This is a genomic window from Streptomyces sp. NPDC102274, from assembly GCF_044766385.1.
GTDB lineage: Bacteria > Actinomycetota > Actinomycetes > Streptomycetales > Streptomycetaceae > Streptomyces.
Window position 1 is genome coordinate 119,542 of sequence record NZ_JBIWLW010000011.1, and the last position, 21,686, is coordinate 141,227.

At 70.3% G+C, this 21,686-nt stretch carries 19 protein-coding genes; 6 read left to right on the forward strand and 13 right to left on the reverse strand.

Going from position 1 to position 21,686, the window contains the following annotated elements; translation table 11 throughout:
* Positions 1–135: 135 nt before the first annotated feature.
* On the reverse strand, positions 136–1,614 hold the full coding sequence (locus ACIRQP_RS17520; protein ID WP_403890304.1) for a Gfo/Idh/MocA family protein: 1,479 nt from the start codon (positions 1,612–1,614) through the stop codon (positions 136–138).
* Between the two features lie 147 nt (positions 1,615–1,761).
* Positions 1,762–2,205: a MarR family winged helix-turn-helix transcriptional regulator gene (locus tag ACIRQP_RS17525; RefSeq protein ID WP_403890308.1), complete on the reverse strand. Its 444-nt coding sequence runs from the start codon at positions 2,203–2,205 to the stop codon at positions 1,762–1,764.
* 126 nt (positions 2,206–2,331) lie between these two features.
* Here ACIRQP_RS17525 and ACIRQP_RS17530 point away from each other — a divergent pair, with 126 nt between their 5' ends.
* Together ACIRQP_RS17530 and mltG are read left to right on the forward strand one after the other, a co-directional pair.
* Positions 2,332–4,173 (forward strand): ABC transporter ATP-binding protein, encoded by a 1,842-nt coding sequence (locus ACIRQP_RS17530; RefSeq protein WP_403890311.1) that lies wholly within the window; start codon positions 2,332–2,334, stop codon positions 4,171–4,173.
* A 254-nt stretch (positions 4,174–4,427) separates the two neighbouring features.
* Positions 4,428–5,264: an endolytic transglycosylase MltG gene (gene mltG / locus ACIRQP_RS17535; protein WP_403890314.1), complete on the forward strand. Its 837-nt coding sequence runs from the start codon at positions 4,428–4,430 to the stop codon at positions 5,262–5,264.
* Positions 5,265–5,315: 51 nt separating this feature from the next.
* Here mltG and ACIRQP_RS17540 read toward each other — a convergent pair whose 3' ends face one another.
* The 3 genes from ACIRQP_RS17540 to ACIRQP_RS17550 form a co-directional block, all read right to left on the reverse strand.
* The gene (locus tag ACIRQP_RS17540) at positions 5,316–6,389 is read right to left on the reverse strand and encodes an NAD(P)-binding domain-containing protein (RefSeq protein ID WP_403890659.1); all 1,074 of its coding nucleotides are present in this window, start codon (positions 6,387–6,389) and stop codon (positions 5,316–5,318) included.
* A gap of 81 nt (positions 6,390–6,470) precedes the next feature.
* On the reverse strand, positions 6,471–7,679 hold the full coding sequence (locus tag ACIRQP_RS17545; protein ID WP_403890316.1) for an LLM class flavin-dependent oxidoreductase: 1,209 nt from the start codon (positions 7,677–7,679) through the stop codon (positions 6,471–6,473).
* A 134-nt stretch (positions 7,680–7,813) separates the two neighbouring features.
* Positions 7,814–7,897 (reverse strand): putative leader peptide, encoded by an 84-nt coding sequence (locus ACIRQP_RS17550; RefSeq protein WP_349817350.1) that lies wholly within the window; start codon positions 7,895–7,897, stop codon positions 7,814–7,816.
* Positions 7,898–7,987: 90 nt separating this feature from the next.
* Between ACIRQP_RS17550 and ACIRQP_RS17555 the strand changes: the two genes are divergently transcribed.
* On the forward strand, positions 7,988–8,410 hold the full coding sequence (locus ACIRQP_RS17555; RefSeq protein WP_403890319.1) for a YjbQ family protein: 423 nt from the start codon (positions 7,988–7,990) through the stop codon (positions 8,408–8,410).
* A gap of 182 nt (positions 8,411–8,592) precedes the next feature.
* Positions 8,593–9,276 carry a hypothetical protein gene (locus ACIRQP_RS17560; protein ID WP_403890321.1) on the forward strand — a complete coding sequence of 228 codons (684 nt, stop codon included), beginning with the start codon at positions 8,593–8,595 and terminating at the stop codon, positions 9,274–9,276.
* 79 nt (positions 9,277–9,355) lie between these two features.
* Here the strand turns inward: ACIRQP_RS17560 and ACIRQP_RS17565 are convergent, their stop codons facing one another.
* Together ACIRQP_RS17565 and ACIRQP_RS17570 are read right to left on the reverse strand one after the other, a co-directional pair.
* Complete coding sequence (locus ACIRQP_RS17565) at positions 9,356–10,309, reverse strand: HAAS signaling domain-containing protein (protein ID WP_403890323.1); 954 nt, start codon at positions 10,307–10,309, stop codon at positions 9,356–9,358.
* Positions 10,306–10,482: a hypothetical protein gene (locus ACIRQP_RS17570; RefSeq protein WP_403890326.1), complete on the reverse strand. Its 177-nt coding sequence runs from the start codon at positions 10,480–10,482 to the stop codon at positions 10,306–10,308. Before ACIRQP_RS17570 ends, ACIRQP_RS17565 begins: the two co-directional genes overlap by 4 nt.
* A 114-nt stretch (positions 10,483–10,596) precedes the next feature.
* On the opposite strand from ACIRQP_RS17570, the gene ACIRQP_RS17575 reads away from it, so the two are divergent.
* Complete coding sequence (locus ACIRQP_RS17575) at positions 10,597–11,067, forward strand: GNAT family N-acetyltransferase (protein ID WP_403890329.1); 471 nt, start codon at positions 10,597–10,599, stop codon at positions 11,065–11,067.
* A gap of 380 nt (positions 11,068–11,447) precedes the next feature.
* Here the strand turns inward: ACIRQP_RS17575 and ACIRQP_RS17580 are convergent, their stop codons facing one another.
* Genes ACIRQP_RS17580 through ACIRQP_RS17605 form a run of 6 tightly spaced genes read right to left on the reverse strand, consistent with a single transcriptional unit; the run spans position 11,448 to position 20,232 of the window.
* Positions 11,448–14,567 carry a ThuA domain-containing protein gene (locus tag ACIRQP_RS17580; protein WP_403890332.1) on the reverse strand — a complete coding sequence of 1,040 codons (3,120 nt, stop codon included), beginning with the start codon at positions 14,565–14,567 and terminating at the stop codon, positions 11,448–11,450.
* Between the two features lie 56 nt (positions 14,568–14,623).
* Positions 14,624–15,490 (reverse strand): sugar phosphate isomerase/epimerase family protein, encoded by an 867-nt coding sequence (locus tag ACIRQP_RS17585; RefSeq protein WP_403890335.1) that lies wholly within the window; start codon positions 15,488–15,490, stop codon positions 14,624–14,626.
* Complete coding sequence (locus ACIRQP_RS17590) at positions 15,487–16,728, reverse strand: ABC transporter substrate-binding protein (RefSeq protein WP_403890338.1); 1,242 nt, start codon at positions 16,726–16,728, stop codon at positions 15,487–15,489. Before ACIRQP_RS17590 ends, ACIRQP_RS17585 begins: the two co-directional genes overlap by 4 nt.
* A complete protein-coding gene (locus ACIRQP_RS17595; protein WP_403890341.1) occupies positions 16,725–17,732 on the reverse strand; it encodes an ABC transporter permease in 1,008 nt (335 codons plus the stop codon). Before ACIRQP_RS17595 ends, ACIRQP_RS17590 begins: the two co-directional genes overlap by 4 nt.
* Positions 17,729–18,721 (reverse strand): ABC transporter permease, encoded by a 993-nt coding sequence (locus ACIRQP_RS17600; protein ID WP_403890662.1) that lies wholly within the window; start codon positions 18,719–18,721, stop codon positions 17,729–17,731. Before ACIRQP_RS17600 ends, ACIRQP_RS17595 begins: the two co-directional genes overlap by 4 nt.
* A 20-nt stretch (positions 18,722–18,741) precedes the next feature.
* Positions 18,742–20,232, reverse strand: a complete 1,491-nt coding sequence (locus ACIRQP_RS17605) for a sugar ABC transporter ATP-binding protein (protein ID WP_403890344.1) — start codon at positions 20,230–20,232, stop codon at positions 18,742–18,744.
* A gap of 165 nt (positions 20,233–20,397) precedes the next feature.
* Here ACIRQP_RS17605 and ACIRQP_RS17610 point away from each other — a divergent pair, with 165 nt between their 5' ends.
* Positions 20,398–21,597: an ROK family protein gene (locus ACIRQP_RS17610; protein ID WP_403890347.1), complete on the forward strand. Its 1,200-nt coding sequence runs from the start codon at positions 20,398–20,400 to the stop codon at positions 21,595–21,597.
* The last annotated feature ends 89 nt before the right edge of the window (positions 21,598–21,686 follow it).

Here is a 21,686-nt window from a genome sequence, read left to right on the forward strand (position 1 = left end):
GAGTGCCCGGGGCAATGGGTTTTCCGCGAAATGAGCCAGAACGAGCCAGCGGGAGGGGGCCCGGAGGCGGTGGGCCGGACGGGTGCGGGGGCCGTACGTCACGCGCCGTACGGCCCCGCACCCACGGGGTTCGGATCACTCCTCGGGTCTGCCGGAGTCCACCCCCGCACGGGCCTTGCGCCACTCGCCGCGTGTGAAGTCGGGGATCTGCTGCGGGGCCCCGTTCGCCTTGAGCGACGCGTGGCTGAGCGGCACCGGCGCGGTCCAGGTCGCCGCGTCGTACACGTCGAAGTCGGGCACGAGGCCCAGCCGGACGCACTGCATCAGCCGGAAGACCATGATGTAGTCCATCCCGCCATGGCCACCGGGCGGATTGGCGTGCTCCTTCCAGAGCCAGTGGTCCCAGTCGGCGTACTTCCCGAAATCACCCCAGGAGTCATCGGTGTGGTCCGGCTCGATGTAGATGCGCTCCGGATAGTCCTCGAACACACCTTTGGTGCCGCCGAGACTGTTGATCCTGCTGTACGGATGTGGCGTCGACACATCGTGCTCCAGCCGGATGACCCGGCCCTTCGCCGTCCTGACCAGACTGATGGTCCGGTCGCTCTCGATGTACGTCTCCTTCCAGCTCGGGTCGCCGGGCGGCATATGGGCGGCGCGGTACTCGGCGAGCCCGAGCGCGGGCGTGCCGACGCTGGTGATGGAGACGGCGCGGTCGCCCCGGTTGATGTCCATGTAGTTGGCGACCGGGCCGAAGCCGTGGTTGGGGTAGAGATCGCCGCGCAGCCGGGTGTGCCAGAGCCGGCGCCAGGGCCCCTCGTAGTAGTCGGGGTCGAACATCAGCCCGCGCAGATCGTGGTTGTAGGCGCCCGCGCCGTGCAGCAGCTCACCGAACTTGCCCGCGTGGGCCATGCGCAGGACCCGCATCTCGTTCTTCCCGTAACAGCAGTTCTCCAGCTGCATGCAGTGCCGCCGGGTGCGTTCGGAGAGATCGACGAGCTGCCACAGCTCGTCGAGGCGCATGGCGATCGGACACTCCACCCCGACGTGCTTGCCGTTCAGCATCGCCGACTTGGCCATCTCGAAGTGGAAGTCCCAGGGCGTGGCCACATAGACGAAGTCGAGATCTCCGAGGGCGCAGAGATTCTCGTAGTCGTCCTCGCCGTTGGTGTAGACGGCGGGTGCGGGCTGACCGGCGCTCACCACCTTCGCCGCGGCGCTCTCGGTCTTCGCCTTCACCGGGTCGCAGAGGGCGACGACGCGGACGCCCGGGACGGCGAGGAAGAGGTCGATCACGCCGCCGCCGCGGTTGCCGAGGCCGATGATGCCGACCCGTACCGTCGTGCGGCGATCGAACGGGACCCCGGCCATGGTGCGGCCCGTGCGCGGGGGCGCCGAGGAGCCGGCGGACGCGGCGGATTCCGCGGCTCCGGCGGCCGCGGCGGGCCCGGCCGCGGCCGCGGTGCCGCCGCCGAGCGCGGAGAGGCCGAGCCCGGCGCCCGCCACACCCGCCGTGGTCCGCAGAACCGAGCGGCGGCTGACCTCTCCCTGGGCTCTGTCGTCACCGAGGGATGTGTCTTCTGTACCGGGGTTCTCCTGTGCTGCGTCGTGCATCGACCCTCCAAGGGGGAGTTGACGTGCGCGGCTGGTGCGTGAACCTCGGAAAGGACCTTGGCCGCCGACGCGGGCGATCGCAAGGTGATACGCAAGGGTCCGATTGGACTCTTGGGAACGGGCTGTTGGACTTCTTCCGCGCCGCGGTCAGCAGTGGCGCTCGGGTCCGCCCTCGACCAGCGTCGAGAGCAGCCCGCCGAGAACCTCGCGCTGCTCGGCCGCGAGCGGGGCCAGGACTTCCTTCGCGGCCGTCCGGCGGGCCACGCGCAGGGCCCGCAGCGTGTCCCGGCCGGTGTCGGTCAGCTCGATACGGATCACGCGCCGGTTGGTCGGATCGGGGGCGCGGCGCACCGAGCCGCTCGCCTCCAACCCGTCGACCAGGGAGGTCACGGCCCGGGGCACCACTTCGAGACGCTGGGCCAGGTCGGCCATCCGCGGCGGCTTGTCGTAGGACGCGACGGTACGCAGCAGCCGGGCCTGCGCGGGAGTGATGCCGATCGGCTCCAACTGCCGCTTCTGGATGCGGTGGAGCCTGCGGGTCAGCCGTAGCAGCTGCTCCGCCAGCAGGCCGTCGGCGTCGGGGGAGTTCATGGCGGAATAATATCAGGACTATGGTCATTGTGAACATAGGTAACAGTGAGCTAGACTCGGCGAGGCCCGTGGATGCGCCCGTAGCCGCGAGCCCCCGCCGCAGCCCCTCAGCCCTCGAAGGAGCCCATGAAACCCGAACGCTCGACGTGGACACCCTCGTCCCGCCCCGATGATCCGGGGCAGCCGGAGCCGCCCGCCCAGCTGCGGCGCATCTTCGGCCTCTTCCGTCCCTACCGCGCCCGGCTCGCGATCGTCGGGCTGCTCGTCGGCGCTTCGTCGCTGGTCACGGTCGCGTCGCCGTTCATGCTGCGCGAGATACTCGACACCGCCATACCGCAGGGCCGTACCGGACTGCTCAGTCTGCTCGCCCTCGGCATGATCCTCACGGCCGTCGTCAACAGCGTCTTCGGCGTGCTCCAGACCTTGATCTCGACCACGGTCGGCCAGCGGGTCATGCACGATCTGCGCACCGGCGTCTACGGCCGGCTCCAGCGCATGCCGCTCGCGTTCTTCACCAAGACCAGGACCGGCGAGGTCCAGTCCCGTATCGCCAATGACATCGGCGGTATGCAGGCGACCGTCACCTCCACCGCGACCTCTCTGGTCTCCAACCTCACGGCCGTCGTCGCCTCGGTCGTCGCGATGCTCGCCCTGGACTGGCGGCTCACCGCCGTCTCGATGGTGCTGCTGCCGGTGTTCGTCTGGATCAGCCGCCGCGTGGGCCGCGAACGCAAGAAGATCACCACGGACCGCCAGCGGCAGATGGCGACCATGGCCGCCACCGTCACCGAATCGCTCTCGGTGAGCGGCATCCTCCTCGGCCGCACGATGGGACGGGCCGACTCGCTCACCACATCGTTCGCCGACGAGTCCGAGCGGCTGGTCGGCCTGGAGGTGCGCTCCAACATGGCGGGCCGGTGGCGGATGTCGACCATCGGCATCGTCATGGCCGCCATGCCCGCCCTGATCTACTGGGCCGCGGGCATCGCGCTGGGCGCCGGTGGCACGGCCGTCTCCATCGGTACGCTCGTCGCCTTCGTCTCGCTGCAACAGGGCCTGTTCCGGCCCGCCGTGAGCCTGCTCTCCACCGGCGTGGACATGCAGACGTCGCTCGCCCTCTTCCAGCGCATCTTCGAGTACCTCGATCTGCCCGTCGACATCACCGAGCCGGAACGGCCGGTCAAGCTCGACACGATCCGCGGTGAAGTGCGGTTCGAGGACGTCGACTTCAGTTACGACGACAAGGGGCGCCAGACGCTGCGGGGGATCGATCTGACGGTCCCGTCCGGCGGCAGCCTCGCCGTCGTCGGCCCCACCGGCTCCGGCAAGTCCACCTTGAGCTATCTCGTACCCCGGCTGTACGACGTGACCGGCGGCCGGGTCCTGCTCGACGGCGTCGACGTACGCGACCTGGACTTCGACACGCTCGCGCGGGCCGTCGGCGTCGTCTCGCAGGAGACGTATCTGTTCCATGCCTCGGTGGCGGAGAATCTGCGCTTCGCCAAGCCGGAAGCCACCGACGAGGAGATCGAGACGGCCGCCAGAGCCGCCCAGATCCACGACCACATCAGCTCGCTCCCCGACGGCTACGGGACGCTGGTCGGTGAGCGCGGATACCGGTTCTCCGGCGGCGAGAAGCAGCGGCTCGCGATCGCCCGCACCATCCTGCGGGACCCGCCGGTGCTGATCCTCGACGAGGCCACCAGCGCGCTGGACACCCGTACGGAACACGCGGTGCAGCAGGCCATCGACGCGCTCTCCGAGGGGCGTACCACCCTCACCATCGCGCACCGGCTCTCGACCGTGCGGGACGCGGACCAGATCGTGGTCCTCGACACGGGCGCCATCGCGGAGCGGGGCACCCATGACGAGCTGATCGAGCAGGACGGCCGCTATGCCGCCCTGGTGCGCAGGGACGGCCGGCCGACGCAGCAGCCCGCCGAGGAACTGGCGTCGGTCTCTCCGTGACACGGCAGTGCCGCCGCCCCCGTGCGACAGGGAGCGACGGCACCGCTGGGACGGTGGGTGACGGCACCGCTGGGACGGGGTGTGACAGCACGGCGCTCGGTGAGCGGGAGTGTGTACGCTCCGTGTCCGGTCCGGCCGCCGGGGAGGGGTGGCTCGCGGCCGATCGTATGCCGTTCGTATGGTATTGCCGCGTCGGCCGTGTCGGCGCGCCTGAAGTGCCGGGTTCGCCGATCACTCCGGGTTAGCGTGCCCGCATGATGAAGAGCCCCGGGCACAGACCCCGTCTGACCCGCCGTGGCCGGGTGGTCCTGCTGCTGACCGTGATCCTGGTCGTGGCCGCCATGGTGCTGGTTCCCGTGCTCCTGCTGACCGGGGACAGCGAGGGCGAGAAGCGGACCACCCTGGTCATTCCGGAGGGCCGGCGCGCCGCCGACGTCTATGTCTCCGTCGACCAGGCGCTCGGCCTGTCCGCCGGTACCACCCGCAAGGCGGCGGGCACCGCGCGGCTGCGGCTGCCCGAGGCCGCCAAGGGCAACCCCGAGGGCTTCCTCTTCCCGGCCACCTATCCGGTCGGCTCCGCGACGACCCCGGCCAATCTGCTGAGCTATATGGTCAACACCGCCAACCAGCGGTTCGGGGCGGGCCGTATCAGCGCCGGGGCGCAGCGCGCCGGGATGTCGACCTATCAGGCCGTCATCATCGCCAGCATCGTGCAGGCGGAGGCGGATTCGACGGCGGACATGGGGAAGGTCGCCAGAGTCGTGCACAACCGGCTGTCGCTGGGCATGCCGCTCCAGATGGATTCGACGCTGAATTACGCGCTGAACCGTACGACGCTGAACACCAGCCACGCGGATACGAAGATCAAGAGCCCGTACAACACCTATGGGCGCAAGGGGCTGCCGCCCACGCCGATCGGCAACCCGGGGGAGGAAGCGATGAACGCGGTGCTCAACCCCGCGAGCGGGGACTGGCTGTACTTCGTCACCGTGCGGCCCGGGGACACCCGCTTCACCAACAAATACGCCGAACAGCGGCGCAACGTCGAGGAGTTCAACCAGATCCGCAAAGCCGCGAACGGCTCGAACTGATCGTTTCGCCACCCGGCCCCGGGGCTCGTGCGGCCCCGGGGTTCCGTGCTGTCAGGCCACGGCCGGTTCGCGCGCCAGCAGCTGCCTGATCTCGCGTACGGCCGCCCGTCCGGCCCGGTTGGCGCCGATCGTCGAGGCCGAGGGCCCGTACCCCACGAGATGGACCCGTTCGTCCCGTACGGCGCGTGTCCCCTCGACCCGGATACCGCCGCCCGGCTCACGCAGCCCGAGCGGTGCCAGATGGCTGACGGACGGCCGGAACCCGGTCGCCCAGAGAATCACATCGGCCTCCACCGTCCGCCCGTCGTCCCAGGCCACGCCGTCGGGGGTGATCCGGTCGAACATCGGCAGCCGGTCGAGTACCCCCGTCTCGCGGGCCCGCCTGATCGCCTCGTTGACCGGCAGCCCGGTGACCGACACCACACTCCTCGGCGGCAGTCCCCGCCGTACCCGCTCGTCGACGAGCGCGACGGCCGCCCGCCCCTGCTCCTCGCCGAACGGGCCCTCGCGGAAGACGGGCGGCCGGCGCGTCACCCAGGTGGTGTCCGCCGCCACCTCCGCGATCTCCATCAGATGCTGGGTGCCGGAGGCCCCGCCGCCCACCACGACCACCCGAAGCCCGGCGAACTCGTCGGGCCCCGGATAGTGCGCGGTGTGCAACTGCCGCCCCCGGAAGGTCTCCTGGCCGGGGTAGCGCGGCCAGAAGGGCCGGTCCCAGGTCCCGGTGGCGCTGATCAGCCCCCGGGCCGACCAGCTGCCCTCGGACGTCTCCACCAGCAGCCGGCCGCCGTCGCCCTCGCGTACCGCCCGTACGTCCACGGGCCGGTGGACCCGGAGGCCGAAGCGCCGCTCGTACGCCGTGAAGTACGCCCCGATGACCTCCGAGGAGGGCCGGCCGTCGTCGCTCGCCGCGGTGGTCAGCTCCATGCCGGGGAGCGAGTGCATGCCGTGCACCTTGCCGTATGTCAGCGAGGGCCAGCGGAACTGCCAGGCACCGCCGGGCCGTGGGGCATGGTCCAGTACGACGAAGTCGCGGTCGGGTTCCAGACCCGACCGCCGCAGATGGTAGGCGCCGGACAGACCAGCCTGTCCGGCGCCGACGACCACCACATCGATGTCCCGCACCCCAAAGTCGTTCACGTTTCTACCAACAGCCTCGGGGACGGGAATCTTCCCCCGAGCCGGCCGGTCCGGCCCCGGTTGCTCTCACCGGCCCCCGGAGAGCAGCAGCGGAGCGCCGCCGGGCGCGGACGCCGGACGGCCGTTCGCCGCCGGCACGCCCAGCAGCGGTGAGGCCGGGACGTGCGCGAGGAGCCCGCGCGCGGCCAGTTGAGGCGTCACGCCCTCCCCGAACCAGTACGCCTCCTCCAGATGCGGGTAGCCGGACAGGACGAAGTGTTCGATCCCCAGCTCGTGGTACTCCTCGATCCGGTCGGCCACGTCCGCGTGGCTGCCCACCAGCGCGGTGCCCGCGCCGCCCCGTACCAGACCCACCCCGGCCCACAGATTGGGCGCGATCTCCAGCCGGTCGCGCGACCCGCCGTGCAGGGCGATCATCCGCTGCTGGCCCACCGACTCGCTCTTGCCCAGCGCCTGCTGGGCCGCCGCGACCGTCTCGGGATCGAGATCGTCCAGCAGCCGGTTCGCCGTGGCCCAGGCGTCCTTGGCGGTGTCCCGCGAGATGGTGTGCATCCGGATGCCGAAGCGGACCGTACGGCCCCGCTCCTCCGCGAGACCGCGGATCCAGTCGATCTTCTCCTTCACCTGGGCCGGTGGCTCGCCCCAGGTCAGATAGACATCCGCGTGCTCGGCCGCGACCGGTCCCGCCGCCGCGGACGAACCACCGAAGAAGATCTCCGGCAGCGGGTCGGGCGGCAGCGCCGTCAGCCCGCCCTCCACCTGGTAGTGCTCACCGTCGAAGTCGTACGGCCGCCCGCTCCAGACGCCCCGGATCACCGAGAGGAACTCCGCGGTCCTGGCGTAACGGCGGTCGTGGTCGAGATGATCGCCGAAGCGGCGCTGCTCGGTCGAGTCACCACCGGTCACCACATTGAGCAGCAGCCTGCCCCGGGTGACGCGCTGGTACGTGGCCGCCATCTGCGCGGCGAGCACCGGTGAGATCAGCCCCGGGCGGAAGGCCACCAGGAACTTCAGCCGCTCGGTCTGCTGCGCGAGCGCCACCGTCGTCAGCCAGGCGTCCTCGCACCAGGTGCCCGTCGGCGTCAGTACCGCCTCGAAGCCCAGATGCTCGGCGGCCTTGGCGATCTGCGCCAGATAGTCGATGTCCGGGGCCCTGACACCGCTCACCGGCGTGACCCGGGAGCGCTTGATGCCGCCGTCGGTGTACGCGTGCCGGTCCACGAGCGTACGTCCGTCGCCTCCGGTCGGCAGGAACCAGTGGAGATGAATGCTCATCGGGAAGTGGCCTTTCCATAGCTGCGCGCCGACGCGCAGGGGTACGGCGGCATACGGTCAGCGGGACACGCCGACCGGGGCGACGAGAGAAGCGGGGCGAAGGGGAAGGAAAGGGCCCCGAGGGGAGAAAGAGGTCAGCAGCCGCGACGACACGCGGCGGACGCCACCCGCAGCAGGTCGATGTGACCGCGCGTGGTGAGCAGAGCTGAACGCAACATGCCTCGAAACGTAGTGAGCGTTTCCGGATCCGGTCAATGGTGTCTCGGCAGGCGGACGCGCGATCCCGGGGCGGGCGGGAAGATGGAGACATGCCCGACGCATTCACCACCAGGACCCTGAACGTCACCACCGGCACCCATGAGGCGGTGACCGATCTGACCCATGCCTGCGAGGAATTCCTCCGGGCCGGCGCGGCGGGCCGGGACGGCCTGCTGAATATCTTCGTACCGCACGCGACCGCCGGCGTGGCCATCATCGAGACCGGCGCCGGCAGCGACGACGACCTGCTCGCCGCGCTCCAGACCCTCCTGCCCGCCGACAACCGCTGGCGCCACCGCCACGGCACCCCGGGCCACGGCAGGGACCATGTCCTCCCCGCCCTGGTACCCCCGCACGCGACGCTGCCGGTGATCGGCGGACGCCTGGAACTGGGGACCTGGCAGTCCGTGTGTCTGGTCGACACCAACATCTCCAATGTCAACCGTCAGGTTCGGCTGAGCTTCTTGGGCTGAGCAAGATCGTCCCCGCCAGGCCCTGGGGAAGGGGGCTGGTCGGGCCGGGCAGCGACGCGGGCGGCGGGATGCGGGGCCCCATGGAGGTCCTCCTCCGCACCGGGCCTGACGGTAGATCAGCGGGCCGTCGGTGGCGCATGATGGAGGCGCCCGTCCCGCCAGAAGCGAGGTGCCCTGTCCCGATGAAGCGCAAGACCAGAATCCTCCTGGCGGGCCTGGCCTCCGTGGGCGGCGCCGTCGCCGGCGCGGGCCTGCTGCACAACCGCCGGCCTGATCGCAGGGAACGCCTCCACGTGACGGTCTTCGGCGAGCCCGGCTACCTGGGCCGCAACGAGACGCTGACCTGGACCGGCGGCGAGCGCGAGGTCGTCCCGCTCACCCGGGTACAGCTGCCGCGCATCGGCTCGATCAGGCTGGAGCGGCTCGTGTACCGCTTCCAGCCCGAGGTGCGGCTACCGAACATGTACATCCTGTGGCACGCCCTCACCGAGCGCCCGGACCGCACGGACCCCGAGGGCGGTGTGGCCAGCTTCATCGCCATGCACCAGCTCGCCGGCATGTTCTCGGTGGGCTGGTGGGAGCCGGTCCGCGAGTCCGAGGCGCGGTCGGGAGTGCGGCTCTGGGCCGGGCGCCCCGGCTGTCCGCTGCCCGCGCACGACGAGGGGAACCCCTCCGGTAAGGCGGCTCCCGGTAAGGCGGCTTCCGGCGAGGCGGCTCCCGGCAAGGCGGCGGCTTCCGGCGAGGCGGCGGCTCCCGGCGCCCAGCCCTGGCACGATGTCCTGGCCGACACGCCCGACCTCGGATCCTGGAGCACCCGCACCCGCTACCTCGAACTCGGCTATCACGACCGAGAGCCGGGCTGTTGATCAGGTGGCCGGCCATACCCGCTCGCGTAAGGCCTGCTCCGTCCCCGACACCTGACCCCGTGGACTCAGCCCCGCGGATTCAGCCCCGCGCCTCGCGGAAGCGCTTCGCCACCTCGCCCGCACCCACCGCCAGGACCCCCACTGCCACTACGGTGTGGAACGAGTCCGGGATCTGCCAGCCGCCGTTGACGTCGGACAGGAAGGCCGGGTTGAAGAACTCCTGCCGATGCAGGACCCACGCCAGCGGCAGCGCGAAGGCCGCCTCGGCAGCGAGGCTCCAGACCGCCGACGTACGCGTCCACACCCGCACCACCCGGATCGCGTCGAGCGTCACGAGGCCGACGAGTCCGGCCAGGATCGGCCAGATCCAGCCCGACCACAGGCCCGGGTCGAGCACGTCGAGGCGTATGCCGTCGTCGGTCCGGTACGGCTGCGCCGTGTGCTGCCAGACGATCAGGGCGATCAGCAGCGCGTGCCACGCCATCCCGGTGCAGGCCGCCGCGCCGCGCTTCTTCGGCGCGCGGAGCTCCGGCAGGTCGTCGGGCGTCCAGGCCCCGCCGACCGTGCCGGACCGCTTGCCGGACCGCTCGATCAGGGCGAACACCACGGTGAGCCAGGCGACCATCTGGGCGCCGACGGAGAGCACTGTCCCGACGGCCCCGCCGATCACCTCTGCGGACCCCTGGCCGTCCAGGACGCCGAGCACCGCGCTCAGGGCGGTGACCACCGGCAGCACGGTGGACAGCAAGACCGTGAGGAGCCGTATGTACGTCGGGTAGAGTCCGGGCCCGATCAGTGCGAGCGGCCGGTCCGCGTACTGGGCGGCGAGCCGGATCGGGTCGCCCATCTCGGTGAGCACCTCGCGCTCGGCGGCCTCCGCGTCGGCCGGGCCGCGGGCCTCGACGGTGTCAGCGATCGTGGCGCGCAGCTCATCGGCCACGTCGCCGCGCTGGTCGGCCGGGATGCGCCGGACGACCTCCGCCACGTAACGGTCGGTCAGCGTGCCGGTGCCGGACGCATGCGACTTACTCAACGGTCCCCCTGGGTCAGTCGTGATATCGAGGCGCCGAGAGTCTGCCACTCGCGCAGCAGTCCGGTGCGGACCAGAGCGCCGTCGGGGCTGACTCGATAGAACTTGCGCGGCCCGGAGTCGTCGGTGTTCCACGTGGTCCTGTGGGCCGGCCGACGCTCGGGCAAGCGGCTCAAGACCCATGACGTCGAGCAAGCCGAGGAACGGCAGGGAGTCGAGGTGGGTCCGGTCCCATGCGGGAGGGGTGAGGCGCCGAAAAAACTGATTGACCGTCGGCTTACGGTTTTCGCATGACGATCACGCTCCGGTTGGCACCGGTTACTGCCGCCAACATTGACGTCGCGATCGGCCTGAGGGTTCGCCCCGACCAGGAGCACTTGGTCGCGCCGGTCGTGAAATCCCTCGCCGAGGCGTACGTGTACCCAGACGTGGCATGGCCCCGCATCATCTTCGAGGGTGATCGGCCCGTCGGCTTTCTCATGGCCTTCCTCGACATCGACTTCGCGGGTGACGGCACGGGCACCGACATCCGCTCGGGGCTGTGGCGGCTCAACATCGCGGCCGGCGAACAGGGCCGCGGCTATGGCCGCTTCGCGGTCGAGTCCGTGGCCGCCGAAATCCGCCGCCGCGGCGGCACCCGCATGACCACCACCTGGCACCCGGGCGGGGACGGCCCCGAGGGTTTCTACTTGGGGCTCGGATTCCGGCCGACCGGGGAGATGAGCGAGGGCGAGAAGGTCGGGGAGCTGGAGTTGGGCTAGGGCGTGTCTGATAAATAGCGCCGTCCGCCCGGAGGGCGGGGCTCACGGCGTCTGGTGCGTGCGATCGCAAGGCGGAGGGTCGTCCTCGTAGCGGAGCTACGTGGACGGGCCCGACAACGCAGCGAGCGCGCGTGCCAGACGCCGTGAGCCAGGATGGATTTGTCAGACACGCCCTAGGGCCTGTCCGGTCGATCTTCGTGGGCCTGCGACGCCTGGCACGGCACCTCGCCGCGTTGTCGGATCGTCCTCGTACGGCCGGGCCATCCACAACGCCGATCCTCCGCCTTGCGATGCCGGCGGCCACGAGCGCCGCGCGTAAGCGCGCCGCGCGCCCGGTGGAGTCACCGGGCGCGCGGCACGTGCCGTATCGCTGTCAGGGGCTACGGGCTGATGAACTCCACCGCGTCCACATCGAACGCGTTGTCCTGCGGTGAGGTGAAGACCAGATACAGCCGGTGGGTGCCCGCGAGCGCCTCGACCGGGACGGCCGGGGTGGACCGGTAGGTGTCCCAGCCTCCGGTGTTGGGGACGGGGGTGGTGGCGAGGAGCTCCCCGTCGGGTGAGTCCGCCCGGAGTTCGATCGCGCCGACGCCGTACGGGGACGACAGCGCGTAGCTGACGCCGCTGATGCCCTCGACGCTCATCGGATCGAAGGCGATCCAGTCGCCGTCGCTGACGTCACCGATACGCTTGCCGTTCTCGGCGCCGGCCTGCGAGACCACGCGCGTGCCGGACTGCGCGTCGTGGTACTCCGCCTGCTTGTGTCGGGGCTGGAGTACGGACCGGCCGTAGCCGGTGAGCGTGGAGGCTCCCGGGGCCCCCTCGTCGGTGTACTTCGCGTTGAGTACGTAGGTCAGGTCCGCGCCTTCGGGGTGGCCGCCCAGGTCACCGGTGTCGACGGTGCCCTCGCAGCCCGGGATGTCGGTGGTCGGGTGCTCGTGGTCGTCATGGCCGAGGGCCGGGTTGACGGTGACCTTGGAGCAGTCGATCGGTCCGTCCTCCGGATCGGTGACCGTGACCTTGTACGGAATCTTGTCGCCGAACGTGATGAGTTTGCCGTTCACCGGGAAGTCGATGGTCACCTTCGGGGCGGTGTTGCCCGCGGTGATGGGGATGTTGGCGTAGCCCGACTTACCGGTCGAGTCGGTGACCTTGAGCTGGGCGGTGAAGTCCCCCGCCGTGGCGTACGTGTGGGTGGGGGCCGCCTCGGTGGAGTCGTACGTGCCGTTTCCGTCGAAGTCCCACGCGTAGGTCAGCGCGTCGCCGTCCGGGTCCGTGCTGCCCTCGCCGGAGAAGGCGATGTCGAGCGGCAGGGCCCCGTTCGTGACGGAGGCCGACGCTTTGGCGACCGGGATGCGCTGCCCCTGGGCGTAGTCGACGCGGTACAGGCCCGAGTCGTTGTTGCCGCCGCCGAAGGAACTGCCCCATTCGAGGACGTACAGCGAGCCGTCGGGGCCGAAGGTCATGTCCATCGGCTTGTTGAAGTTCACCGAGGACAGGAAGTCGTTGATCTTGAGGAGCTTCGCGTCCTGGTCGAACCGGATCTCCTTGACGTAGTTGCGCGCCCACTCGTAGAAGAAGCCGGCTCCGTCGAAGTAGGCGGGGAACTTCGTCGTGGAAGGGTTCTCACTGTCGTAGCGGTAGACCGGGCCGCTCATCGGGGCTGAGCCGCCGGAGCCCATCTCGGGGAACTCCTCGGAGGTGTCGTACCCGTACCAGATCTCCGGCTGGGTCAGGTCCGGCAGGTCGGTGAGCCCGGTGTTGTTGGGGGAGGGGTTCGTCGGGTTCGCGCAGTCGAACTTGGCGCCGACTTCCTGGGTGTCCGGGTTGTAGGGGGCGTACGCCTGGTTGTTGCCGTGGCAGAACGGCCAGCCGAAGTTGCCCGCCTTCTTGATGACGTTGTACTCGACGAGGCCCTCCGGCCCTCTGTCGGTGGTGGGGGCTCCGCGGTCCGGACCGTAGTCGGACACATGGACGTAGCCGGTCTTCGGGTCGACGGTGAAGCGGAACGGGTTGCGGAAGCCCATCGCGAAGATCTCGGGGCGGGTCTTCTTGGTGCCCGGCTTGAAGAGGTTCCCCTTGGGGATGGTGTAGCCGCCGCTCTTGGTGGGCTTGATGCGCAGGATCTTGCCCCGCAGGTCGTTGGTGTTGCCGGCGGTGCGCGCGGCGTCGAGCATCTCCTTGCCCGGACGCCAGTCGATCGGCGCGTACCCCTGCCAGTTGGGGTCGAGGTTGGGCGGTACGTCGTCGCCGACACTGAGATAGAGCGTGCCGTCCGGGCCGAACTCGACGGCGCCGCCGGTGTGTCCGGGTTCCGGGAAGGTGCGGTCCCGGTAGGCGGGAACGTCGAGAAGCTTCTTCTCGCTGGCCGGGTCGAGTGTGTCGCCCTTGATGGTGAAGCGGGAGAGACGGTTGATGTCCTGGGTGGCTCCGGCGGGGGCGTGGTACAGGTAGATCCAGCCGTTGTCGGCGAAGTTCGGGTCGAGTTCCATGCCGATCAGGCCGTCCTCGCCGCCGGTGTAGACGTCGAGCTTGCCCGCGGTGACGGTGGAGTGTGCCTCGGGGTCGAAGATGTTGACCTCGCCGCCACGCTGGACGTAGAAGACACGGCCGTCCTTGGCGACGTCGAGCTCCATCGGGTCGGCGGTGTTGTCGTCGAGGGTGACCTTCTCGTAGCCGCTCCAGACGGTGCCGCCGCAGTCACCCGCCTCGGTGCCCGCGGCCCACTTCAGTCCGCCGATGACATGGTCCCGGAAGTACGCCTCGCTGTACGCCGGGGTGTCATGGCCCATCGCGGTGGCCCAGACCTTGCCGCCCTGGGTGGTGCGGCACCAGGAGATGGGGTGGTCGGCGCCCATCGCGGAGCCGCCCGGGTCGTATGTCGTCTCGTCCGCGGTGACCAGGACGTGCACGTCGCCGCGGGGATTGCGGTCGAAGTTGTACCACTCCTCCGGGCGCTCCCAGCGCTCGGGCAGGCCCTTGGTGGAGGGGTGGACGCGGTCGGCGACCTTGGCCGTTCCCTGGAGCACACCGGGTGAGTGGGCCGGCATGTGGACGCCGCCGTTGATGGTCTCGTCCCACCACGGGAACTGCTCCTCGACGCCCATGTCGAGGGTGTTGTGGAGGGCGACGACGCCCCCACCGTTCCGTACGTATGTCTCCATCGCGTCGCGCTGTGCGTCGGTGTCCCAGACCATGCCGGAGTTCTGCAGCATGACGATGGCGTCGAAGTCCTTCAGCTTCTCGTCGTCGAATACGGCCGGGTCGGCGGTCTGGACGATCTCGAAGTTGTTCTCGGCCGCCTCTTCCTCGAACATCTTGATACCCGCGGGGATGGATCCGTGGACGTATCCCACGGCGCGGGTGAAGAGCAGGGCACGGAAGGCGGGTTCCTCACTGGTCGCGGCGGTGGCGGCGGCGGGAAGCGCGGCGAACCCGAGCAATAACGCGCTTGCCGCGGCGACGACCGCCCTTCTTATGCCGCGAGTATGACGGCTCATGACCGTTCCTCTCTGAGGGAGTTCGGTGTGCGGGTGCGGTACCGATCAAGGGGTGATCAAGGAGTGCCGAGCGCCTGGCGGAGGAAGGCGAGGCCGTCGGTGGCGATCCCGTCCTGGGTGGGGGCGAGAGGGCGCCACACGGACGCGGCGACGGCGATCGCGTTGTTGTGCGCGGTGAACGACTCGATGCACAGGGAGCCCCGGTAGCCGCGCCCGTCCAGGGCGGTGAGAAACCCGGCCCAGTCGAGATGGTCGGCACCGGGGGTGCCGCGGTCGTTGGCACACACCTGGACGTGGACGATGCGGGAGCCGGCCTCATGGACGGCACCGGGCAGAGTGCGCTCCTCGATGTTCTGGTGGTAGGTGTCGAGGGCGACGCCGATGACCGACGCGTCGAGGCCCTCCAGGGCCGTGAGGGTCTGGCCGACGGTGTTGAGCAGACCGGTCTCGTACCGGTTGAGCGGCTCGACCCCGATCCGTACCCCCGCCGCGCGCGCGTGGTCGGCCACGGGCGCGATGTTCTCCCTGAACTCCGCGTAGGCGGCGGCCCGTTCCCCGGCGCTCATGCGCCAGGTGCGTCCGACGGCGGTGTACACCGGGCCCGCCACGACGGGGGCCGCCACCGTGTGCGCCGCGTCGACGCACCGCAGCAGATAGTCTTGGGTGGCCCGTACGGTGCCCGGATCGGTCCGTACGAGGTTCCGGTCGGGCGGCATGACCGCGATCACGGCCGCCGGGGCGAGTCCGGTCGTGTCCAGCAGCTTGGCGGTGGCCGCCGGCTCCCAGTCCTCCGCCCGCTCCAGCGGTAGCTCGACGCAGTCGAAACCCCAGCCGGCCAGCCTGGGAAGCACCTCGGCCAGGGCGTCGGTCCCGACGGGGGAGTGCCAGATCCACGGATTGGCGCCGAGCGGGAACCGCGTCATCCCTTGCCTCCCCAGTCCTCGGGGTATCCGGGCAGATCGGCGCAGCCGCACATCGCGTAGTGCAGGGGCGGCATCCCAGGCTTGAGGTACTCGTCGAGGGTGTCCTGGGTGATGGAGGGCTGCGGGAGCTTCCACTCCTTGGGGACCTGCTGCCCCTGAAGGATCCTCAGAGCGGCGATGACCGGGGTACGCCACTGGAAGGTCGGGTACGTCGGGGCGAACGCGGTGAGGTTCTTGTCCTTCCACGCCTGGAGGAAGTCCTGCTGGTCCTCGCCGGTGATCGGCGGTACGTCCTGACCCGCGTCCTCGAACGCCTCCACCGCGGCGACGGCCGTCGCACCGGAGTCCATCCACACGCCGTCGATGGAGCCGTGCCGGGTCAGCGCGTCGGCGACGACCGATTTGGCCTTGGCCGGGTCACCATCGGTGAACTTGACGTCCACGACGTCGAGTCCGCTCTTGTCGAAGGCGACCTTCGCGGCCGACCAGCGGGTCTCCAGCACGTCCACACCGGGCGAGATGCGCAGGGCGAGGATCTTGCCCTTGGGCTTGACCTTCTCGACGAGGAAGTCGGCGGCGACCGCCCCGTATCCATAGCCTCCGACCGGATTGATGAAGGTGACCGCGCAGTCCGTCTCCACACCGCGGTCGAAGACGATGACCGGCACCTTGGCGCAGGCCTGCTCGACCGCGGGGGTGAGCGTGGCGGTGGTGTTCGGGGAGACGATCAGCGCGTCGCAGCCCTTGCCGGTGAGCTCCTGGATGTCGGAGATCTGCTTGTCGTCCTTGCCCTGCGCGTCGAGCACGGTGAACTCGCCGATCTCCTTGTGCAGTTCGACCTCCGCCGTCATGTTCTTCAGGCCGACCTGGCGCCAGGGGTTGAAGACACCGGCGTTGGAGAAGCAGAGGTGCAGACCGCCCGCCTTCCGCGTCCTGTACTGGGTGGTGTCGGTGAGCTCGGGGCTGAGCATCTGTTCCCACGGTTTGCCCGCGGGGCCCTGTGGCTGTTCCTTGGCGAGGGCCAACTGACGCTCGTACTCGGCCTGTTCGAAGAACTCCGACTGCTTGCCGCTGCCGGAGTCGTCCGCCGTGGCGGAGGCGCTGCCGGGCGCGGCCGGGGAGTCCGGTGGCGTGTCGCTCGTACAGGACGCGAGGAGACCCACCGCGAGCAGTGCGGCGGCCGAGGTGAGGGCGCGGCCGCGGAGCGGACTTCTGCGCGGGGGGCGGATCGCTGTCATGAGGCTTGTCCTCCCGAGGGGTTTTTACGTCGGCGGCGCAGCCGGGACCAGTCGGCGGCTCCCAGGCCGACGGCGGCGATGACGATGCATCCTTGGACGGTGGACTCCAGCGCGCCGGAGACGCCCTGGAGGTTGAGCAGGGTGAACAGCGCCTGCAGGGAGAAGGCGCCGGCCATGGCGGCGACGACGGAGCCCCGGCCGCCGCCCAGGACCACACCGCCGAGCACCACGGCCGTGATGGCCTCGAACTCGTAGCCCCTGCCCGCCTGGGCCGAGACGCCCGAGAAGCCGCCGACAAGGACGGCGGCGATCGCCGCGGCGACCCCGGAGAGGACGAAGGCGATGATCCGGGCCCGGGGGACCCGCACACCGGCGAGGGCCGCGGCGCGTTCGCTGTCGCCGGTGGCGACGAGCGTACGGCCGAAGTCCGAGCGCATCAGCAGGACGGCGGCGGCGCCGACGACAAGGCAGACGATCACCGCCCAGGGCAGCCAGCCGAACGCGGCGCCGCGCCCGAGCTGGCGGAAGGCGGTCGGCAGTGCGCCCTGCGGGGAGCCGCCGGTCCAGAAGAACACCGCGCCTTCGAGGATCAGCATCATGCCGAGGGTGGTGATGAACGACGGCACCCGCAGGGCGGTGGTGATCAGCCCGCTGACGAGTCCGGCGACCCCGCCCGCGAGGAGCAGCAGGGCGGTCACCAGCGCCCAGGGGGCACCGGGGAACGAGCCGTACAGCTCGGCGGCGACCACGACACCCGCCGTGACGATCGCCCCTACGGAGAGGTCGAACTCCCCGCAGACGATGACCAGATACTGACCGGCGGCGAGGATCACGAGAGGCGCGGCGCGCTTGACGAAGGAGAGGAGGCGGTCGGGTTCGTAGAACCCCGGATCGGTGAGGGCCAGCGCGGCGAGCAGTACGGCGAGCAGCACGAAGACGGGGGTGCTGGTGCCCAGTGCCCGTACGACGCGCTTGCCGTGGCGGGTGACGGTTGCCGTGGTCATGCGGTCGGCCTTCCCTTCGCGGCACGGCGGGGCCTGGCGTACACGGCGACGGCCGCGATGATGACGACACCGCGGACCACGTTCTTGAAGAACGGGTCGACGGCCAGCTGGTTGAAGACACTGTCGAGAACGGCGAGGACGAGGACACCGCCGAGGGTCCCCGCCACCCCGCCGCGACCACCGGCCAGCGCGGTGCCGCCGAGGACCACCGCGGCGATGGACTCCAGGTCGTAGCGGGCCTCCGTACCCGCCCAGGGCGCTCCCGCGCCGAGGCGCGCCGCGAGGAACAGCGCGGCCGCACCGACGCACAGCGAGCAGATGACGTGTGCGATGACGACGGTACGGCGGGTCCGGACGCCCGAGAGCCTGGCGGCGTGCTCGTCGCCCCCGGTCGCGTACATGTGATGGCCCAGGCGGGTACGGCGGGTGAGGAACCACACCGCGGCGGCCACCGCCGCGAGGAGGAACACGGAGACGGGCACCGGACCGACGCGGTCATAGCCGAGGTGCTGGAAGGAGGCCGGTACCTTCCCGGCGGGGCCGGTGTAGTTGTCCTCGATCCAGCCGCGCAGGATGAACGCCGTGCCCAGCGTCGCGATGAACGCGTTGACCTTCAGGCCGGTGACGATGAGTCCGTTGGCGAGCCCGACCGCGGCCGACAGCGCGAGAACGGCGATCACGGCCGTCACCACACCGCCGCTCGCCATGGTCTCGGCGGCGACGAGCGTGCCGAGGCTGATGAGATAGGCGACCGACAGATCCAGGGAGCCGGTGAGGATGACGGCGGACTGGCCGACGGCGACGAGGCCGAGCGCGACGCTGTTCTGCAGGATCGCGACCACGTTGGTGGTGGTGAGGAAATCCCCGCCCCGGGCGGCGACGACGATCCAGCCGAGGAGAGTGACGGTCAGTGCCGCGAGCCAGACACCGACGACGGGATCGCCGAGCCGGACCCCACGGAGGCGGACGCCGGCCCGGGGCCGGGCGATCGGTCCGCGATCGGTCGCGGTCACGCGGCCTCCTCCTGTCCGCCCCGGCGCCCGCTGGTGGCGAGTCGCATGATGCTCTCCTCCTCGGCGCCGGCGGGCAGTTCGCCCACGAGACGGCCCTCGGACATCACGAGGATCCGGTCGCTCATACCGATCAGCTCGGGGAGTTCCGAGGAGATGATCAGTACGGCGAGTCCTTCACGGGCGAGTTCACGTACGAGGGTGTGGATGGCGGCCTTGGCGCCGACGTCGACGCCGCGGGTCGGCTCGTCGAACAGGAGCACCTGGGGCCGGGCCGCGAGCCATTTGGCGATGACGACCTTCTGTTGGTTGCCGCCCGAGAGATACAGCGTCCGCTGGTCCTCGCCACGCGCCTGGAGACGCACGCGCTCCAGGAGCGCCGTGATCTCCCTGCCTGTCGGCGGCCCGCCGCGCGGGGCGACGGCCCGGGTGACGAGCAGCGCGTTGTCCCGCACCGACTGGTGCAGCGCGAGACCCTCCGTCTTGCGGTCCTCGGTGACCAGCGCGATGCCGGCGCGGATGGCCTGGCGCGGACGGCGGGGGCGCAGCGGTCTGCCGCCGACGGTCATGGTGCCCGTGGTGAAGGGGGCCGCACCGAACAGGGCGCGCGCCAGTGACGTACGTCCCGATCCCTGGAGGCCGGCGACGCCGACGACCTCTCCCGCCCACAATGTCAGGTTCATGTCATGAATACGAGCGTTGCCGCCGCCGGTGACCGTGAGCCGCTCCGCCCCGATCTCCGCCGGGCGGGCACGCGGCGGGTAATAGGCGGTCAGCTCCCGCCCGACCATGCCACGGACCACCTCGTCCGCGTCGGTCTCGGCGGTGCGCAGGGTGGTGACGCGGCGGCCGTCCTTGAGGACGGTGACGCGCTGCGAGAGGGCGAAGATCTCGGGGAGGCGGTGCGAGATATAGAGAATGCCGAGGCCGCGCGCGGCGAGCCGGCGCACGAGCGCCGCGAGGAGTTCGCTCTCGTGGTCGGCGAGGGGCGCGGTGGGTTCGTCCATCACGAGGACACGGACGTCGGAGGCGAGGGCCTTGGCGATCTCGACGGTCTGCTGACGCGCCACGGACAGCTCCCGGACCAGGGTGCGCGGGGTGATGCCGGTTTCGTCGATCCCGGCCAGGAGTTCACCGGTACGGCGCTCCATGGCCCCGCGGTCCACGAGTCCGCGGCGGACCGGTTCACGGCCGAGGAAGACGTTCTCGGCGACGGTGCGGTGGGGAAGGAGCGCGAACTCCTGGTGGATGATGCCGATTCCGGCGGCCTGCGCCTGCGCCGGGTGGGTGAAGGTGTGCGCGGTGCCGTCGATCGTGATGGTGCCGGCGTCGGGGATGTGCTCGCCGGCGAGAATCTTCATCAAGGTGGACTTGCCGGCGCCGTTCTCGCCCACCAGAGCATGGACTTCACCCCGTTCGAGGTCGAGCTCCACGTCATGGAGCACACGCACCCCCAGGAAGCTCTTGGACACGCCCTGCATCGTCAGCATCAGCCGGCTCCTCGGTCAGCGGTCTGTTGTGCAGAGTCGTGACTCATCTTTGACCTGTCAAGAGTCCAAGAGGCCTTGATTTTCGGCGAGTTGACCGAAACTTGTGTCGACCGGCGAACATATAACGCCTTGTGAGCAGCGGAAGTCGTGCCTAGGGTGACTGTCATGCCTGCGCCGTCGGATCACAGCGGTTCCGCCACCCACACGCCGGGCGAGGTGCTGGCGCTGATCAGTTCCGGAGCTGTGGCGACGCGCGCGGACATCGCGCGGATCACCGGACTGGCCCGCTCCACGGTCTCCCAGCGGGTGGACGCGCTGATCGCACACGGCTTGGTCGACGAATCGGCCCCCGCCCCCGGCGACTCGACCGGAGGCCGACCGCCGCGCCGGCTCCAACTGCGCACCGCCGGGCATCTGGTGGCCGGTGTGGATCTCGGCGCCTCACACTGCGCCGTGGCTCTGACGGACATCGGTGGAGCGATGCTGGCCACGCACAAGGAGCCACTGTCGATCGCGGACGGTCCGGAATCGGTACTGCGCAGGGTGGAGCGGGCGCTGCAGGCGCTGCTGAAGGAGACGGGACAGGATCCGCGGACGCTGCGCTCGATCGGCGTCGGGGTGCCGGGACCCGTCGAGTTCTCGACCGGCCGCCCCATCGATCCGCCGATCATGCCGGGCTGGCACCAGTATCCGATCCCGGAGTTCTTCGCCTCGCGCTTCGGGGTGCGGGCGCTGGTCGACAACGATGTGAACGTGATGGCGCTGGCCGAGCAGCGTCGTGCGTTTCCCGACACCCGCTACCTCCTCTACATCAAGGTCGGTACGGGCATCGGCTGCGGCATCGTGGCCGACGGCCGGCTCCACCGCGGCGCTCAGGGCAGCGCCGGGGACATCGGACACATCCGGGTCGGGGATCAGGGGGAGTCGTGCCGGTGCGGCAACACCGGGTGTCTGGAGGCGGTGGCGGGCGGGGCGGCGCTCGCGGCGAAACTGGCCGGTCTGGGGCTGGACGCGGCGTCGGGCAGCGATGTGGTGCGGCTGGTGGCGTCCGGCAACCGGGACGCCGTACGCATGGTGCGTGAGGCGGGCCGGGCGGTCGGCGAGGTCCTGGCGGGCTTGGTCAACTTCTTCAATCCGGACACGGTCGTGCTCGGCGGCGCCCTGGCCGCCGTACACGATCAACTCCTCGCCGGGGTAAGGGAAGCGGTGTACCGGCGCTCGCATCCGCTGGCCACACGTGTGCTGCGGATCGAGCCGAGCCGTACGGGCGAGAACGCCGCGGTCATCGGGGCGGGGATCCTGGCGACCGAGCACGCCATGTCGCCCTCCCAGGTGGACCGCCGGCTGGCGCGGGCGATGGCCTGACCGGTCGATTCCGGTTGATTCCGGCGATCCGGACCCGGCGCCTCCCCCGGTCGTTTCCGGCCGGGGGAGGCGTCGGAGTCCTGTCGGCG